Below are 13,612 nucleotides of genomic sequence, written 5' to 3'. Positions count from 1 at the left end.
CAAAACACGAGACATACCACAAGCCCCCCTGAAAATAAAGTTTCCAAATAGAGCCTGAAGCACTTGACAACCTTACCACCGTGGTAAGATTAGTATTAATTGAACGGAACTGGCCACCAGTTTAAATCGTTGCCTGCAACGGGCAATAGCGTACAAACGAACAGTACGCAGCAAGACAACTCAATAGATACTAACCCGAAGCTCGCAATGAGTGACGGGTTTTCTATTGCCACTAAGAAACATCTACCCAAACAAGAGTATAAACATGCAAAAGAGTTATCCATTGCAGCGAAAGTCTTGCGACCACTGCAACAAGACCTACTACAGTCGGTCACACCGTTCCCGCTGGTGCAGCTCAACCTGTCAGACGAGAAACCATAGAGCAAACAATGTAACCACCAGAGACCAGCTAGAACAACAGTATCTTGCTCAGGAAGCAACAAACAATGAACCACAACAACAGGAAACACCCCAACAATGAATAGCACAGAATATTCATATGGCGAGAAGGTCGTCGAGTTCTTCAAGCATGATGAAGCAGAGCTAAGCCAGTTGATAGAGCAGAAGGTTGCACGCTACAACGCTAACGCTCAAGGGCTGTTCTTCAAAGACTCCGCTGCCAATATCGAGTGGGTGTGTAAGAAGCCTCTTCATCTCGCCCTGCTCGACTTGCAGGAAGAATGGCGAAAGGGGTATACCCTCGTCAATGCCCGATACGACACCCTCGACTTCAAAGCCCAGTTGCGAAAGCCAGATAAGGTGATTAAGTCTGAGCTTCGCACGCTAACATATGAAGTACGAGCCGATTACGAAAAACATCGATATGAGCTAAACGCAGCCGAGACAGCTCGCCAAGTTGAGATCACATTATCCATTCAGCGTCGTCGTGAAGAGAAAGCCCTTGCTGCAACCAAAGTAGAAACAGCAGAAGCTGAAGCCGCAGCAGCCGAAGCAGCAGCACTGGCAAAAATCCAACAAGACCTATTAGACGAAGAGGCAGCCTTGGCTGACCTCGTCAGTGCGTATTCACAATCACCAGAGGCGAGCTGAACGCCCTACCCACTTGGAAACACCCTTGAACTATTTCGCAGTACACAAGCAGTCGAACACTATTCAACGCGTTATCTCTTCTAGCTTTACACCTACCAGCACAGAAGAAACAACTTTCTATCCAGCAACCGATGGGCGATTGAATCAGTACTACGCCAGATTAAAATATGATACCCCTATCGACATATACTCAATCATCGCCAAACGAAAGACTCCAGAGATCCTGCCACTTACACCAGACGACAAGATCGCCCTTAGAGACTATGTATTGAAGCATCGCCAACATGAGACAACTGAAGGAATGGCATCAGCATGGCGTGTATCAGAGCGGACCATCAGAGACGTATTGTCCGACCTTACCACCCCCCTACCCTTGGCTACCCTACAGGGCTAGGGGGTGGTAGCTCTGTGGAGGCCCCGTATATTGGGGCTTGTAGAGGTACTGTCGGACGAGTCTGAGATGCTGACCACGGAGTTGTAACCCGGTGCATATGCCCACCCCATCCCCAAACAGCATTGACAGTTGATGTGACAAAGCTCTGCTTCATGAATTCTCAACAGATCAGACAGCTCGAAGCAGACGGCAAGAATAATGGATGTCAATCTGAGCGACCCTGGGAAGTTGTTTAGTTTTTGGGAGGAGCCGAACGCGCTAGTTGTGGAGTTTTTGAAATACATAAACAGCGGTTGCTTTGCCAAAAGAAAAGACCAACACTTCGTGCAAGAGAGAGCATTGGTTGCGTGTACGAGTTAACTGTAAGACGCGTATGTATTCACCCCTTCCCGCCCTCAGAAAAGCTCATCCAAGTGCTTGACAGAACTGCGAACCGCTCGCTAGCCTGAAGATCAAATCAAGCCACCGGGAGTATGTCAGTGAATATCAAAAAGCCAGAGCCAACTGCTCACGAAGATGATTGGCATGAGTACGCAAAACAGGGTTGCGACCGCCTACTCTGCGAACTACTCCCCTACTTGATGGAGAACTTTGATTACTCTGAAAGATGGGTTAAGAGAATCCTACACCCAGGCCATGGCAGAACGGTAAAAGCTGAAACTGCAAAATACGATCTTTACTTCAGACTGTTCCCCCACCCGAAGACGATTTGGCCAAGAGACACCTTGGTTATCGCAAGAATCAACTTCAAGGAGCAGCGGAAAGGACACGGCCGCAAACTGTTGACTATGCTCGTAGACCTTTCAGCAGAGATTGGATACGACAAAATTGCGATTGAAACCACAACATCTGAAGCCTCTGCAAGATTTGCAGAACGCTTTGGGTTTCAGCCTATCAACAAGGGTGATGACTGGATCGGTTCGATAACTGATGTGCGTGATGCTCTCGAACAGGCTGCATAAGCTCTACGAATAGCAATACTCTTCACCCGGTCGGACTGGCAAAAGAAAACCATCATAAACTAATGCCTGAACTAACCCTGGCAGACGGCATCGCTGTGCCCGAAGTAGTTTAGCGAGACGGCAAAGCCCCTAATCACGGGGCTTATGCTCAGTACGGGTTAAGCAAATCGCTCCAATCACACAATCTCCACAATAATACAGGTGAAAGAGCCTGCGTCAGTTTCAGCTAATCATGGGAACGGTCTCGGAAGCAGCCAACGATAAGACCGCGACCAAACCTACCAATGCGGAGCTGAGACATCCCCCTCTTTACACAACCGAAACGGCTCGGCTTAGTCAGTCTCTCCCAGTCAGTTCCCGAAAGCTCTTTCCGCCTCACTTTGCTGTGAGTGCCAATTTTGCCAAGCTGCACGCTCAGCAGTGAACGTTGCTGGACACACTAGACGCGGACGAATCAAGTGTATGTCGCCAGGTTCCGTTGCAAAAACGTAGCGATCAGCATGCTCGATGATCATCCTTCGGATAAGCCCAGCACTGGTTAAATCAAGCACACTTCCTCTTGGTCTAGCCCTGTTACCCATGCAGGTGTAAAGCAGGTGCTTTGGCCCCAAGGGAAGCAATATGTCACCGTTCTTGACCCCCCAACCGCCTTTAAAATCGTAGTTTCTAGAGTCTTGGTAGTTAAGCCGTATCACCGGATTGTCGGAGGTTGGCCATGACATACCGGATGGGGGCCGCAAGATAGTCCACCTATGGGTAGGTAGCTTGCCAAGCGTTTCGGTAAGCAGGTGTTTCATCTGCCAAACCCACATCCGCCGGCCTACATGCGCTTCCGCTTTCAGCTTTCCAGTTCCATCCCCCCTTTCCTCAATGGTAATGCTGAAGGGAGCAAGCGAATCGACATCCTCACATGGAACAGGCAGTGGCTTTCCTAAGCGAGCGGCACTCTCCAATCTGGAAACTGATTGCTGAACGAGGTTATTCATCAGAGCAGGCAGAGTCTCATTTTGGCGTTGGAGAAACTCACGCAGACGAGCTGGCGTTCGTACATCCAGGGCTACCGCGAAGCGAACAAGGCGCCTCCAATCCTCGGGGCACATCTGCTGGCCCTTAACGGCTCTCTGAATCGCCTGCTCCGCAGGCCCCTCAAATTCACTATCCAGCCACCGCTCGAATTCGTCTGTTTCCTCTTGTCCAATTACATATGTGTAGAGGTGCTGATGAAACGCGATTCCTTTCAGAGACTGGTGCTTCCACAGAGGGGCTTTTTCGCTGGGGACTAATAGCCGGTATGTTGGGATCTGGCCATCCTTCGCCCACTGTTTTAGGTAGAGTTTTGGAACGTAGTGATTGTCTTTACGCAGTTGCTGCATCGCCTATTCGCTCAATGAGAAGACACCAACCCTGCGGGGCTATATGGGACAGATGGTAGCGAACTAGCTCTGATCTATGGAATCCGCCCCCATATGAGCAATGATTCGAACCAAAATGAATTTACACCTGTTGATCGGTCGTTCTAACAGATGTAAAATTCGTCTATCACCATTAGCCGAGTTCACCAGCATGGAAGTTGTCGCTTACTACCGAGTCTCTACCAAAGGCCAGGGTGAGTCCGGCCTGGGTCTTGATGCCCAGCGAGAGTACGTCCGATTCGCTGCCGAGCAGCAAGGTTGGGTGGTAGTAGCAGAATTTGAAGACGTGGGCGTCTCAGGCTCTATTCACCCGCTGGAACGTCCGGCAGCGACCAAGGCGTTCGCAACCGGGCATCCAGTGGTGGTGGCAAAGCTCGACCGGCTGAGCCGCGACGTTGAACACATAGCCGGGCTAATGAAGCGCCACCAGTTTCGCGTAGCCACAATGCCAACCGCCGATGCGTTCCAGCTTCATATCTACGCCGTACTGGCTGAACAAGAACGCCGCTTCATCAGCGAACGCACCAAGGCCGCTCTCAAGTCGCTAGAAGCCCGTGCCGCTGGCGGTGATGCAGATGCCGTGAAGAAGATCAGCAATCGCTCTGAGGCTCTCGCCAAAGGCCGTAGTAAGTTGAACAGGGCGAAGGGGCACGATACACAGCGTCAGCAGGCAGACGACCGTGCAGCACTGGTCAAGGACGCCATCGAGCTATGCGTTCTCAAGGGAGCCGGTAGCTTACAGGCAGTAGCTGATTGCCTGGTTGCACGCAACATACCCACTGCACGCGGTGGTAAATGGTCGCCAACGGCTGTCATGAGGATGATGCACCGCCTAGGTTTGGAAATAAGCAAGGCTGCTGTGAGCCCTGCAAGCCCCTAGGAAGCGATTTCAGCGACCTAGCCAAGCAGGCCTCCACACCCCGTCGATATTCTGAAATCGTACTGTAGGGCTTCCTGTGGAGCTTCCAGCGACATTAAACACTGCCCCATTGGTGGCTAGGTTTTGAAGATTTCGTAACCCCTTGAAATGCCGCCAGCCGGCCTGTAAGCTCAAGGGAGAAATGCGGTACGTAGTACCGAAAGACTGTAAGGCCGAAAGACCGAGAGTAAGAAATTCAGAAAGACCGTAAGACCGAGAGTAAGAAATTCAGAAAGACCGTAAGACCGTGAGTCAGAAAGACCGTAAGCCAGATAGAAAGAAGCCGCCTTCGGGCGGCTTTTTGTTGTCTTCGATATTCTGTTTTCCTGCCGGCCAGTAGCCAGTGTGTCGGCGCTTGGGTTAGATGCCGACCCACTTTAGTTTGCGTAGCAGGATATTCTAATCCTGTGCTATGGAGCTTACAGTTAAAGCTGGATGCGACGAATCTACGCAATACTTATTCCAATAGACATGCTCAAAGTTTGAAAGCATGTTCGCATCATGAAACTGCCTTGCTTCCAACGGATCTTCCATCTTAACCATGGACGTTTCAAAAATACCATACTTTCTATTTGAAAGGCTTTTAGATGCAAACCTAACAGGACCAGAGTAAGCACCAAAGCTGTTTCGACCATCAACAAAGCCGCAGATAGATATTTCCTCGCCAAGCTCTGTTTGCCGTTTAACTACATAAGATGAACGGATCTCCATCGAATCGGGGTCTTTCATTTTCATCCGAAGTGCTTTCTCAACATCATCTTTAGCCCACCCGACTGGTCCAATCACCTTATTCCTTATAAAAGAGCCCGCAATCAGTACCACGGGAACCAGGCATATCACGCCAATCCAATCTAGAGCCTTCATATTTCCCTCGATGACAATGTTCGCTTTCGCCTTAAGCAAGCGTCTTTGGGTCAGTGCCTTCACCGCCTTTTCCTAAGTTCACACAGCGACCAGCAAGCCCTACTCTGGACTGTTCGTCCCTGACCTCCCCCTCCAGGCTTGATCAGCAATTGGCCATGTCCTGACGGACACAGCGGTGGAGCACCAATCCGCAGCGACGAGCATGGTGCCACGGAAGCGATCAAATTCACAATATACTGTGAAGACCCGCAGATCTCTACGACCGAGAGTTCACCCCTCTAAGAAAAGGGTTTCGGTGTGGACGCAGGTTTGGCATTCGGCAAGGTCTTACGGGAGCGAAGAAAGCTCGCCGGGCTCACCCAAGAACAGTTGGCTCTGGAAGCCGACATACAGCGAAACTATGTCAGCCTGATCGAGCGAGGCGTAAACCAGCCAACCATCACAGTCATCTTCAGGCTGGCTGCTGCACTAGGATGCTCTCCATCAGCTCTTATAGCTGACGTGGAGGCAAAGGTGCAGTGAATTCCGTACATCAAAGAACGTGTCGGAGCCATTGAGCGAGAGAAGTGGACTCGAGTCTCGACCGACCCACCTCCAGAACCGCACAGGCCAGAAGCCACCGTCATTTCTCAGATATCTCGACGATAATGGAAATTTTTCGAACGCCTAGCCGACAATGCTGTCTAAATGGTGGCACGAAGCTAACACCTCAACCTCTTGTCCGTTGTGTTTGGCCTCCTACCGTTTCCATCAGGTAATAGTTCAAATCTCCACCTACAGCGTTCCGAGCCTACAGCCCCTTGCTGAAGCCTTGCACCAATGACAACGCCCATAAGAACATCGGCTTCCATCCTCATCGTCGAAGACGATCCCGTCCTACGATTTCTGTTGCAGGAAGTCCTTTCGGATCTTGGGCGGGAGATAATCGCTGTTGAATCTGCTGACCAAGGACTGATGGCACTTCAAAATCAGCAGATTTGCCTACTGGTTACAGATGTTCAGACCCCCGGTCAAATCAATGGCTGGGAACTGGCCTGGCTGACAAATCGGAAAGACCCCAAGATTCCGATCATCATAGCCAGCGGCTACCATCGACACTCACATGTCTCAACGCAACCAAACGCTGTGTACTTACAGAAGCCGTGGCCTGCTGGGCGTCTGCATCAATTAGCGGCGGAGCTACTTCAGCGATCCAGTGAAGCAACTTAAGCTGTCGCTAGTGGCCGATCTGCCCACCAGCCATATGCTCGTGAACGACAAGGGAATCACCGGGCAAGTGATGCACGTAATCAACAGCATGCTGATCGACCTGATGGCTACGATCGCCCGACTGGACGGGAGAAGTGCGTAGAGCGGATCAAGCAGGGGCTGGAGAACAAGCGTGCCCGTGGAGAGAAGGTCGACGGTAAAGGCCGCGATCAGAGGAAGTGGGAGACGGTGGCTGAGTTGCTGAAGCGGGGCAGCTTGACGATGGACGAGATTGCAAAGCTCGCTGGCGTAGGAGTCGCAACCGTCTACCGTATCAAGCGGGAGCTGTCTCAGTCAGCCTGAGGCGCCATAAGAGCCCCTGGGGAAGCGTAAATGGACGACAAGACCGACTTGGTAGCCGACACCTTGGAATTGCTACTGATGAACCAGACAGCTCTCAGAGCAGCCCTGGAAGAAGTGTCGTTGTGGGTGAGCCAGCGAGGATCGACCCAGGTCCACGATAGCGTCTTGGCAGCTCTCAGAATATTAGACACAAATGCTGAGGGCATAAATCAGAACTTAGCTAGCTTACGATCAGAGCCGCGTTGAGACCGCGACAGACAAATCGACAAAGCCGCCCGCTATAACAAGCACAATTAAGCCGCCTTCTCGGGCGGCTTTTTATGCCTGGAATATTTCCAGATTATGGCAGGCGATACGCAAGGCCGCACGCAACTCGTGTTAAGCACCACCTGAATCTAAAACAGTAGTTTTTGCCACTTAAACCCTGCCAGCTTGCCGACGCAATGGACCGGCAAGTAACAGATTAAAAATTCAACTCAGACAAATAGTCTTTCGTCGCCTGCGAGTATCGCTTAGCCTGAGCATCTTGGAACGAAATACCAACTTTAGCGCCAAGCTCATTAGCATTTAAACAATACATAGCTCCTTCCGTCCAAATGATATTGTCGTCAATCAACTTTTGAAGAAGCGCTTCACCAACCCTCCCTTTCAGCATCCGATAGTGATCAATCTTATCTCTGAACCTTGCAAGCTGCCCCTTACTGTGAGAGCGGAACGCCATCACTAGCCGCCTTAATGTACGCAACCCCTCAGAAATATGGGCGGGTTCATTCTTGTCATCCAGAGCAGAGTATGCGGACCATGGATAAGTCTCAGCACCGGGCCAAGCTACACTGAACAGCACACCAGCCCTCACAACTGGAGCAGCGATGGTTCCACCATGGCTCAATGATTCCGCCTCTAAAACAACAACCTCTTCCTGCCTTCGAGAATCAGACTTTACAATAAGCTGATCACAGTTGAGCTTAAGCTCCTTACACTTTATCGCGGTAGGGGCAATAAGTTCAAGCTGCCCTCCCGACCCTAGGGATACATCTCTCGACTCGCAGTCAACCGATACTCCGGATATCTTGCGTGCGAGGGTAATCACGCCGGTCTCAGGTGAAACAAGATGATGCGTGTTCACCTTTCCATCTTCACGCTGGAAAACGATCTCGTATTCTAAAGAGCCATCCTCCCCTTCGCCAACATAAAGCCTAACTTGATCCCCACCACTGGCCTTCGACGCCACCGAATCGAAAACTATACCGATGTGCTCGGCAGGTACATGCTTATGCTCATTACGTGAAAGGTAGAAGTCTATCAGAAACGGGTTTGATGTATGTGTAGCAGACGCGACATACCGCACTGCATTGCTACGCAACTCCATCAATCGACTCTTCAAACTATAAGATACGATCGCCGCCTCAAATATCGAGCTAGATGCTTTACGTCCATCGCCACTTAAGAAAGGATGCTGCGGCAGAAGGTTCTTTACTGCTTCCTCATAAACCGGTATCAAGCCTGGGGACACTGAACTAGGCACCGGTGGCGCAGGCAAATTAAAGAGAAGGCAGGACAATCGATGCAACTGCTCACTTGGCTCGTAAAGCCCATCCGGGAATCCCGAATTCGTGTTCTTTAGTTGAGCTGTGAGTTTGCCACATTCGCGAACAAGAATCTGATCAGCCAAGCTGGTTAATACCTCACCCTCAAGGACTCGCTCCAAATCTTCTCTGATGCGTGCAGGATTGGGTTCAGAAGCGATAACTTTTGCAACGGCGTCCAAAACAGGAGCATACCCGACAAAGCGATCCGCGTCCGCCTGAGAAAGCTCACTTATCCCTTGAATAACTTGAGTTACCGCATCATGATAAACCTGCCTATGGTTAACCAATGCGTTCTTCAAGTGCGCGTACTCTGACTTCACCCCCTCGGAACTAGCAAGGGCATCAAGTCGAGCCATTACGAATAGCTTCGCTTGTTCAGCATCAAAAAACGAAATATCAAGAATAGGCGGCGATATTTTTGATCCTTCGTTAAGAATCAGCCAAGCCTCTTCAATTATCCCAACTCGCCCCAAAAGAATAATAGGAAACTTACCCATCTCTGCGACTTTTGCCACATCAGCGAGAAAGTCTTCAAAGCCAGCCTGCGTAACTCGTAGCCGTGCTTCGTCCAGTGCATCAATAACAACCGCAGTGGTCCCCGCAGCCCACGGGGTTAGTAGATTAGTGTAGACCAAGCCACCTACTAAATAGTTTCCGGCAACAGTAGATGCCTCGGCCAGATCCAAATATACCGCCCCAGTCTGAGCACAAATCTCCTTTGCCAAGGTCGACTTGCCTACGGCGCCAGGAGCAGCAATCAACCAAACACGCTCTTTCAGATTATTGTAATCCGATCGAGGGGCGACATTCGCTGCAACAAAGGACTCAAGCCGGGGTGGGTTCCCATCCCAACCAGCCAAAGGGGCCAGCGCCGGGTTTTTCTGTAGGCCGGCCAACTTCTCTGGCCAGAAATCATCGAAAGAATAGTCCATCACTCTAGCTCTCAGGGGGGAGATTATGAGTGTATGAACATACCAAAAGGAGATCAAAATGACATCCTTGTGCCACCACAAGGAAATGACAACTCTCGGATTCATCGAAGCAGGCTGAAATTCAACGATGCGGGGGTGGAGGTGTCACTGAGAAGAAGTGGAAATGAGGACATCCAAGCGATAGCATATTGCTCATAGCGCACCACTAAGGTGTGCCTAGACGCTGGTCCACTTCTGGATTTTCTTGCGAAGAATCCTTGATAATTCAAGGACTTATAGAATGGAGGCGGCCCCACCAGCCACACCCCGGCACACAATGTTCCCGCTGTGGCTGCTGCCTTCCGGCTCTGACCAGGTTCACGGGTAATCGTTGCGGGGGGACCGATGGGGCCACCACTACGCGACTCGCCAAGTGGCGAGCCGCGCCATTGTACCGGTCTGAGAGGGAGTTACAACCTCCAGCGCGAGAAAAAACCATCATTTCTCAATGACTTGTCCCGCTGGCCAGTCAGACGCTGATGCCCTGCTCCGCCAAAAAGGCCACGAATGCGTCCTCGTCCATCACCTTCACCCCCAATTCACTGGCCTTGGCCAGCTTGGAGCCGGCACCGGGGCCAGCGACGACGCAGTGGGTCTTGCCCGACACGGAACCGGCAACTTTCGCACCGAGGCTTTCCAGTTTGTCTTTGGCGATATCACGGCTCATGCGCTCCAGCGTACCGGTCAGCACCCAGGTCTGGCCGGCCAGGGGCAAGCCTTCAGCAACTTTCTTCTCGCTTGCCCAGTGCATGCCGAACTCCAGCAACTGGGCTTCGATGGCACGTGCCAGTTCGCGGTTGGCTTCAATCAGGAAGAATTCCCGCACGGCTTCGGCCTGCTTGGCCGCCAGGGCCTGGCGCAGGTCGATGCCGTCGGCTTCGATGATTTTTTCCAGACTGCCCAGCTTGGCCACCAGCTTTTCCGCGCCGGTGGGACCGACCGAGGAAATATCCAGCTTGGCGATCATTCCGGCCAGGGTCGTGCTGGCGGCGAACTCGGCGCTCAGTTCGCCTTCGTCCTGAAGCTGCATGCCGCAGTCCAGCAGTTGCTGGATGACGTTGCGGTTGTGCTCGTCCTCGAAGAAGTTGTGAATCTCGTAGGCAACTTCGAGACCGATGTCCGGCAGGTAGGTCAGCACCTGCGGCAACGCCTTCATCACGCGCTGTAACGAGCCCAGCGAGCGAGCCAGGACCTTGGCGGTCTCCTCGCCCACATCAGGGATGCCCAGCGCATAGATGAAGCGCGCCAGACCCGGACGCTTGCTGTCTTCGATGGCGGCCAGCAGTTTGTTGCTGGAGACTTCGGCGAAGCCTTCCAGCTCGACCACCTGTTCATAGGTCAGGCGATACAGATCAGCCGGCGAGGCGATCAGGCCCTCGTCCACCAGTTGCTCGACGCTCTTCTCGCCCAGGCCTTCGATGTCCATGGCGCGGCGCGAGACGTAGTGAATGATCGCCTGCTTGAGTTGCGCCGCGCAGGCCAGGCGGCCAACGCAGCGGTACACCGCGCCTTCGCTGACGGTTTCCTTGCCTTTGCTGCGCTTGACCAGTTGCGTGCGCTCGACCTGCGAGCCGCACACCGGGCACTCGGTGGGAATCTGCACCGGACGGACGCTGGCCGGGTCACGCCGCTCGGTGACCACTTGCATGACCTGCGGAATGACGTCGCCAGCGCGGCGGATGATCACCGTGTCGCCGATCATCACGCCCAGGCGCTCCACTTCGTCCATATTGTGCAGCGTGGCATTGGCCACGGTGACGCCAGCCACCTTGACCGGCTTGAGCCGCGCCACCGGCGTGACGGCACCGGTCCGGCCGACCTGGAATTCCACATCGAGCACTTCGGTGAGTTCTTCCATGGCCGGGAATTTGTGGGCGATGGCCCAGCGCGGCTCACGGGCGCGGAAGCCCAACTCGCGCTGGGAGGCCAGGCTGTTGACCTTGAACACCACGCCGTCGATCTCGTAGGGCAGATCGTTACGTCGCGCGCCGATGTCATGGTAGTAGGCCAGGCACTCCTCGATTCCGGCGGCGTGTCGCAACTCGCGGCTGATGGGCATGCCCCAGGTCTTGAGCTTTTCGAGGATGCCGATATGGGTGTCGGCGATCGCCTCGGACACCTGGCCCAGGCCATAGCAGCAGAATTCCAGCGGGCGGCTGGCGGTGATCTTCGAATCCAGTTGGCGCAGGCTGCCGGCAGCGGCGTTGCGCGGGTTGGCGAAGGTCTTGCCGCCGATCTCGGCCTGGGCGGCGTTGAGTTTGTCGAAGCCGGCCTTGCTCATGAACACTTCGCCGCGCACTTCCAGCACTTCGGGCCAGCCGGTGCCGTGCAACTTGAGCGGGATATTACGGATGGTGCGCACGTTGACGCTGATGTCCTCGCCGGTGGTACCGTCGCCGCGGGTGGCGCCTTGCACCAGTTGACCGTTGCGGTACAGCAGGCTCACGGCCAGGCCATCAAGCTTGGGTTCACAACTGTAGTCGACGGGCGAGCCGCCACCGAACAGGTCGCCAGCCGGCAGGTCCAGGCCCTCCACCACGCGGCGATCGAATTCACGCAGGTCGGTCTCCTCGAAGGCGTTGCCCAGGCTGAGCATCGGCACTTCATGACGCACCTGGCTGAAGGCAGACAGCGCCGCGCCGCCCACACGCTGGGTCGGCGAATCCTCGCTGACAAGTTCCGGGTGCTCAGCTTCCAGCGCCTGCAGTTCGCGAAACAGGCGGTCGTACTCGGCATCCGGCACGCTGGGCTCATCGAGCACGTAGTAGCGGTAGTTGTGCTGGTCGAGTTCGGCACGCAGTTCGAGGATTCGGGTTTCGGCATTCATGGCGGGATTCTCGTGCAAAGCAAAAGAGCAGCCGGGGCTGCTCTTGCATGTTTCGGTGAGGCTGGCGGGGCATGCCCGCCATTGTTCTTAACGTTTCTGGGTCAGGGCGCGGCGCTCGAACTCGACGATGCGCTGACGGTAGTGCTCGATGGTCTGGGCGGTCATGACGCTGCGCTGGTCATCTTTCAATTCGCCGTTCAGCTCGTGGGCCAGTTTGCGCGCGGCGGCGACCATCACGTCGAACGCCTGCTTCGGATGCCGTGGACCCGGCAGGCCGAGGAAGAAGCTGACGGCGCGGGTGCTGAAGTGGTCGATGTCGTCCAGGTCGAAGACGCCCGGCTTGACCGCGTTGGCCATGGAGAACAGGACTTCGCCATTGCCCGCCATGCTTTCGTGACGGTGGAAGATGTCCATTTCGCCGAAGCGCAGGCCGCTTTCGAGGATGTTCTGCAACAGGGCCGGGCCCTTGAAGCCACCATCGTCGCGGGAGATCACGCTGATCACCAGCACTTCCTCGACTTGCGGCAGTTCCTTGCCTTCGCTGGCGGAACCGTAGCCGGTGGTCTTGGTGTTTTCCGCAGGGAAGTCGTCGTCGATGTCACCGAACAGATCAGGCTCGCGCGAATCGGCGCTCAGGTTCAGGTCGCCCTGCTGTGGCTCGGTGCCACGTTTGCCGCGTTTGTTGGCCTTGCCGGCCTTTGGCTCGCGTGCAGGCGCGCTCATGGACGGCAGATCATCCTCGTCGAGTTGCGGCTCCTTGTGCGTGTCCAGTACGCGGGGTGGCCCCAATACTTCGGCGCTGGTTTCTTCATCCGGGATATTGGACAAACTGCGGTCCAGACGGAACTTCAACTTGCCCTTGCCGCCGCGCATGCGACGCCAGCCGTCAAAGAGAATACCGGCAATGACTATGATGCCGATGACGATCAGCCATTCGCGCAGACCGATTTCCATGTAATCCCGTGCCTCTGTGAAAAATGCTGAAAAATAAAAGGGTTAAAACCCTTTAAAACGTGGCGCCAACTCTATGTTCTGACTGACGTTTTACCCACGTACGAAAAATTGACATTAAG

10 protein-coding genes, 1 other RNA gene and 1 pseudogene are annotated in these 13,612 nt (G+C 53.8%); 6 read left to right on the top strand and 6 right to left on the bottom strand.

Going from position 1 to position 13,612, the window contains the following annotated elements:
* Positions 1 to 477 precede the first annotated feature (477 nt).
* Both NTD82_RS16810 and NTD82_RS16805 read left to right on the top strand, forming a co-directional pair.
* Positions 478 to 1,050 (top strand): hypothetical protein, encoded by a 573-nt coding sequence (locus NTD82_RS16810; protein WP_262129515.1) that lies wholly within the window; start codon positions 478 to 480, stop codon positions 1,048 to 1,050.
* Between the two features lie 873 nt (positions 1,051 to 1,923).
* Positions 1,924 to 2,406, top strand: a complete 483-nt coding sequence (locus NTD82_RS16805) for a GNAT family N-acetyltransferase (RefSeq protein WP_262129514.1) — start codon at positions 1,924 to 1,926, stop codon at positions 2,404 to 2,406.
* A 350-nt stretch (positions 2,407 to 2,756) separates the two neighbouring features.
* Here NTD82_RS16805 and NTD82_RS16800 read toward each other — a convergent pair whose 3' ends face one another.
* The gene (locus tag NTD82_RS16800) at positions 2,757 to 3,779 is read right to left on the bottom strand and encodes a DUF4238 domain-containing protein (protein WP_262129513.1); all 1,023 of its coding nucleotides are present in this window, start codon (positions 3,777 to 3,779) and stop codon (positions 2,757 to 2,759) included.
* Between the two features lie 190 nt (positions 3,780 to 3,969).
* On the opposite strand from NTD82_RS16800, the gene NTD82_RS16795 reads away from it, so the two are divergent.
* On the top strand, positions 3,970 to 4,698 hold the full coding sequence (locus NTD82_RS16795; RefSeq protein WP_262129563.1) for a recombinase family protein: 729 nt from the start codon (positions 3,970 to 3,972) through the stop codon (positions 4,696 to 4,698).
* Positions 4,699 to 5,136: 438 nt separating this feature from the next.
* Here the strand turns inward: NTD82_RS16795 and NTD82_RS16790 are convergent, their stop codons facing one another.
* The gene (locus tag NTD82_RS16790; RefSeq protein WP_262129512.1) at positions 5,137 to 5,664 is read right to left on the bottom strand and encodes a hypothetical protein; all 528 of its coding nucleotides are present in this window, start codon (positions 5,662 to 5,664) and stop codon (positions 5,137 to 5,139) included.
* A gap of 234 nt (positions 5,665 to 5,898) precedes the next feature.
* On the opposite strand from NTD82_RS16790, the gene NTD82_RS16785 reads away from it, so the two are divergent.
* From NTD82_RS16785 to NTD82_RS29370, 3 genes and pseudogenes are all read left to right on the top strand, one after another.
* Positions 5,899 to 6,123, top strand: a complete 225-nt coding sequence (locus NTD82_RS16785) for a helix-turn-helix domain-containing protein (RefSeq protein WP_262129511.1) — start codon at positions 5,899 to 5,901, stop codon at positions 6,121 to 6,123.
* 297 nt (positions 6,124 to 6,420) lie between these two features.
* Positions 6,421 to 6,810 (top strand): response regulator, encoded by a 390-nt coding sequence (locus NTD82_RS29375; protein ID WP_410017062.1) that lies wholly within the window; start codon positions 6,421 to 6,423, stop codon positions 6,808 to 6,810.
* A pseudogene (locus NTD82_RS29370) lies at positions 6,800 to 7,152 on the top strand (helix-turn-helix domain-containing protein); the annotation flags it as partial. The gene NTD82_RS29375 and the pseudogene NTD82_RS29370, both read left to right, overlap by 11 nt.
* Before the next feature lie 463 nt (positions 7,153 to 7,615).
* Here NTD82_RS29370 and NTD82_RS16770 read toward each other — a convergent pair.
* The 4 genes from NTD82_RS16770 to zipA form a co-directional block, all read right to left on the bottom strand.
* A complete protein-coding gene (locus NTD82_RS16770) occupies positions 7,616 to 9,673 on the bottom strand; it encodes a hypothetical protein (protein WP_262129509.1) in 2,058 nt (685 codons plus the stop codon).
* Between the two features lie 290 nt (positions 9,674 to 9,963).
* An RNA gene (gene ffs, locus NTD82_RS16765) (signal recognition particle sRNA small type) lies at positions 9,964 to 10,060 on the bottom strand.
* Positions 10,061 to 10,181: 121 nt separating this feature from the next.
* Positions 10,182 to 12,539 carry an NAD-dependent DNA ligase LigA gene (ligA, locus tag NTD82_RS16760; RefSeq protein ID WP_262129508.1) on the bottom strand — a complete coding sequence of 786 codons (2,358 nt, stop codon included), beginning with the start codon at positions 12,537 to 12,539 and terminating at the stop codon, positions 10,182 to 10,184.
* 87 nt (positions 12,540 to 12,626) lie between these two features.
* Entirely contained in the window at positions 12,627 to 13,493 is an 867-nt protein-coding gene (zipA, locus tag NTD82_RS16755) for a cell division protein ZipA (protein WP_175651577.1), read from the bottom strand.
* Positions 13,494 to 13,612 lie beyond the last annotated feature (119 nt).

The sequence above is a fragment of the Pseudomonas sp. 5P_5.1_Bac1 genome, from assembly GCF_025466015.1.
Classification (GTDB): domain Bacteria; phylum Pseudomonadota; class Gammaproteobacteria; order Pseudomonadales; family Pseudomonadaceae; genus Aquipseudomonas.
This window is presented reverse-complemented; position numbering and strand designations above follow the sequence as displayed.

Excerpts from the sequence above, each read along its gene's own strand:
- NTD82_RS16810 (WP_262129515.1), top strand. The coding sequence starts at position 478 with ATGAATAGCACAGAATATTCATATGGCGAGAAGGTCGTCGAGTTCTTC.
- NTD82_RS16800 (WP_262129513.1), bottom strand. The coding sequence starts at position 3,779 with ATGCAGCAACTGCGTAAAGACAATCACTACGTTCCAAAACTCTACCTA.
- NTD82_RS16795 (WP_262129563.1), top strand. The coding sequence starts at position 3,970 with ATGGAAGTTGTCGCTTACTACCGAGTCTCTACCAAAGGCCAGGGTGAG.
- NTD82_RS29375 (WP_410017062.1), top strand. The coding sequence starts at position 6,421 with ATGACAACGCCCATAAGAACATCGGCTTCCATCCTCATCGTCGAAGAC.
- NTD82_RS16770 (WP_262129509.1), bottom strand. The coding sequence starts at position 9,673 with ATGGACTATTCTTTCGATGATTTCTGGCCAGAGAAGTTGGCCGGCCTA.
- ligA (WP_262129508.1), bottom strand. The coding sequence starts at position 12,539 with ATGAATGCCGAAACCCGAATCCTCGAACTGCGTGCCGAACTCGACCAG.
- zipA (WP_175651577.1), bottom strand. The coding sequence starts at position 13,493 with ATGGAAATCGGTCTGCGCGAATGGCTGATCGTCATCGGCATCATAGTC.